A 3,312-nucleotide genomic window follows, 5' to 3' on the forward strand; every position below is an offset into this window, starting at 1 on the left:
GAGCACGGGGGCATCGCCCTGGCGCGCACCGCGCGGTACCGCGCGAACGCCTCTCGGGCGTCCGGCACGAACGCCGGATCCCCCACCAGCTCGGCCAGCTCCGCCTCACCCACCCAGCGGTACGAGGCGATCTCGGCGGGGTCCGGCCGCGGCGGGCCCGTGACGACCAGCTCGTGCAGGCCCAGCCAGTAGGGACTGATCGCCCCCGCGCACCGGAACTTCAGCACGAACCGCGGACGCCCCCGGACCCCCAGTTCCTCCCACAGCTCCCGCGCGGCGGCCTCCTCGTACGACTCGCCGACCTCGGTGGCGCCGCCGAGCAGCCAGTTGAGGTGGCCGGGGAAGCGGGACACGTCGTCGGGGCGGCGGTGGACCAGGTACCGGCCGGCGGGGTCACGGCACACGACCGTCGCCACCCGGTGCGGCCACCCCCGGCGGATCGCCTCCCCCCGGTCGACGACACCGATCACCTCGTCCTCGTCGCCGACCCGCTCCACCAGCTCGCCCATGCGCCCCACCCTCGCAGAGGGCACCGACAACGGTCCGCCGACGGCGGGCTCGCCCTCCTGCTCCGCCCCACCTCGCAGGGGGTGCCGCTCACCGTTCCGCAGGCCGCTCACCGCTCCGCGAGGCGCTCCTCGACCTCCGGCGGCAGATCCTCGCCGAGGCGCGTCATGAAGACGGGCTCCTCGTCCGCCGAGCGGCGGACCGCGATGACGTCGGCCGGGTCCAGCCCCTTGATCTCGTACGCCTCGTACACCTCAGGTTCGGGGGTGGGGTCGGCGCTGCCGGGGGTGTCGGCGCAGTGCGTCGTGCGGGCCGTGCCCACCTTCGCCCCCAGTTCGAAGTCCTCGGCGCCGCGGCCGACGTAGCTCTCACCCTCGTACTCCAGGAGGAGCGCGCACTTCGCCGTGCTCGCCCCGCTGTCACCGGGGCCGCCGTCGCCGGAGTCGCCGTCACCGTCCGTGTCGCCGTCCTCGTCGTTCCGTCCGAAGATCCGGTCCGCCGCGTCCGGGATGGGCTCGTCCTCCCTCGGGTCCACCATGACGGACAGCTCGCCGTCGGGTGACTCCCGGACGGCGATCGCGTCGGCGGGGTCGATGCCCTTGATGGCGTACGCCGTGTAGACGGTCCGGTCCTCCTCGGCCGGGGCGTCGGCGGCGTCCTCCTCGCCGCCGCCCTGGTCCTCGCAGATCGCCTGCCGGGCGGTGCCCACCGTCGCACCGAGTTCGTACTCGACGCGGCCCACGTCGACGTACTGGCTGTCGCGGTAGTCCACCACGAACGCACAGGACGCCGAGGACTCCCCGCCACCGCCCAACGCGGCGCAGCCGACGGCGAGGGGGGTCAGTACGACGGCGGCCAGGGCGGTTCGCGCACAGGCGACGAGCATGGTCACGTCTCCTTCGTCAGGGGTCGCTTCGCTCCCTGGACGCACGGCTCGCGTCGAACGTTCGGTTCACTTCCCGGCCACCCGCGCACAACCCTTCGTACGCCCCACGCGTCACACCGACGAGTCACACCCACGAACCGCCCTACGTCGTCCTCCTGGAGGTCACCCGTGGTTGCAAGGAAGCTCGTCGTGGCCGCCTGTGCGGGAGCGCTCGCGATGGCGGGGCTCGCCCTGCCGATGGCCGGGAGCGCGGTCGCCGCGCCGGGGGCGAAGGACGACTTCAACGGCGACGGCTACCGGGACCTCGTCATCGGCACCCCCAAGGCCAACGCCGTGACCGTCACGTTCGGGTCCTCCTCCGGTGTCGGCACCGGCTCCGCCAGGTCGGTGACCCTCACGCAGAACTCCCCGGGCGTGCCCGGCGCCCTGGAGCCCGAGGACGAGTTCGGCGAGAACGTGACCGGCGGAGACGTGAACAACGACGGCTACGCGGACCTGATCGTCGGCGCGCCCGGGGAGAAGGTCGACGGCAGGGCGGACGGCTCCCTCACCATCCTCTGGGGCGGCGCCCGGGGCTTCCGCACCGGCGGCATGGTCCTCAACGCCCCCACCGCCGAGGACGTCCGCTTCGGCGAGGGTGCCTCCTTCGTCGACCTCGACGGCGACGACTAAGGGAACCTGGTGGTGGTCTCCGAGAACCGCTTCTGGTGGTACGCCGACGGCGTGCCGGACAAGCCCGCGATCGCCCCGGAGGTCGACTTCCTGCCCGCCGGCGTACGCCTCGACGGCGTCCTCGGCGCGCACTTCTCCAACGGCTCGGGCAGCGACTACGTCCTGCACGGCACCGACGCCGCCGGCCACGGCTTCGCGGGCTACCTGCGGGGCGGCGCCGGCGACATCGGCTACTACTACCGACCCCTCCACCAGGGCGCCGTGTCCGACGTGATCACCGAGCCGCGGGTCGCCGCCGGTGACGTCGACGGGAACGGCTACAGCGACCTCGTCCTCGGCGAGCCGGGGGCCGGTACCGGCGGACGGATCACCGTGTGGCCCGGCAACGACCGCGGGCTCGGCGTCGACGGGTGGCCCTCGCGGTCGTACAGCCAGGCGAGCACGGGCGTCCCGGGCGCCGACGAGCCGGGCGACGGCTTCGGCGGCTCGGTCGCCGCGGGCGACGTCACCGGCGACGGCTACGCGGACGTGGCCGTCGGCGCGCCCGGCGAGACCGTCGACGGGGTGCAGGGGGTGGGCGACGTCGTCCTGCTGAAGGGGTCCGCGAGCGGCCTGGGCCGGGGCACGTCATGGCACCAGGCCACCCCCGGCGTGCCCGGCGCGGCCGAGACCGACGACGCGTTCGGCTCCGCCGTCCGGCTCAAGGACGTCAACGGCAACGGTCGCGCCGACCTGGCGATCGGCGCGACCGGCGAGGACATCGGCACGGCACGGGACACGGGCGCCGTCTGGGTCCTGCGCGGGACCTCCTCCGGCCTCACGACGTCCTACGCCGCGTCCTTCAACGCCCTCGACTTCGGCCTGGGCGGCACCGCGTACCCCGCCTTCGGCAGCCTCCTCCGCTAGGGCCTTCCCGAAGGACCCCCGTGGGAGGAGGCACGGCGTCCGGTGGGCAACGTCCGGTGCGCGGCCTCCGGTGCGCGGCGCCGCGCGGTGTCTCCTCCAGTCCTGTGCGGCGAGAGGTGCGCCGGGCGCCGCGACGCCGTGACGCCCTGACGCCCTGACGCCGTGGGGATGTCTCAAGTAGGGCCCCGGGTCTGTCGTTCGGCTCGCGCCGGTTGCAGGATCGGTGCCGTCGGGTCGGCGAGTCCCGCCGCCCGGGGGCGACCCGAACGGCCGGCTTGGCCTCCGTCCGACCCGACGCCGCGACTCCCGCCGCCCCCCGACCAGTTGGAGCCCTCGTGTCC

At 74.4% G+C, this 3,312-nt stretch carries 4 protein-coding genes; 2 read left to right on the plus strand and 2 right to left on the minus strand.

Features of this window, described 5'->3' with window-relative positions; translation table 11 throughout:
* Both AOK23_RS32310 and AOK23_RS32315 read right to left on the minus strand, forming a co-directional pair.
* Positions 1 to 509: NUDIX hydrolase (locus tag AOK23_RS32310; protein ID WP_055716109.1), on the minus strand; the 509-nt coding region annotated here is incomplete at its 3' end.
* Between the two features lie 107 nt (positions 510 to 616).
* Positions 617 to 1,393 (minus strand): DUF6281 family protein, encoded by a 777-nt coding sequence (locus AOK23_RS32315; RefSeq protein ID WP_055716110.1) that lies wholly within the window; start codon positions 1,391 to 1,393, stop codon positions 617 to 619.
* A gap of 168 nt (positions 1,394 to 1,561) precedes the next feature.
* Between AOK23_RS32315 and AOK23_RS50595 the strand changes: the two genes are divergently transcribed.
* Both AOK23_RS50595 and AOK23_RS50600 read left to right on the plus strand, forming a co-directional pair.
* Positions 1,562 to 2,065, plus strand: coding sequence for an FG-GAP-like repeat-containing protein (locus AOK23_RS50595; protein WP_240496662.1), 504 nt, complete (start codon positions 1,562 to 1,564; stop codon positions 2,063 to 2,065).
* 12 nt (positions 2,066 to 2,077) lie between these two features.
* Positions 2,078 to 2,971: a hypothetical protein gene (locus AOK23_RS50600; protein ID WP_240496663.1), complete on the plus strand. Its 894-nt coding sequence runs from the start codon at positions 2,078 to 2,080 to the stop codon at positions 2,969 to 2,971.
* Positions 2,972 to 3,312: the final 341 nt, after the last annotated feature.

This window comes from Streptomyces torulosus, assembly GCF_001419765.1.
GTDB classification, from domain to species: Bacteria; Actinomycetota; Actinomycetes; order Streptomycetales; family Streptomycetaceae; genus Streptomyces; species Streptomyces torulosus.

Excerpts from the sequence above, each read along its gene's own strand:
- AOK23_RS32315 (WP_055716110.1), bottom strand. The coding sequence starts at position 1,393 with ATGCTCGTCGCCTGTGCGCGAACCGCCCTGGCCGCCGTCGTACTGACC.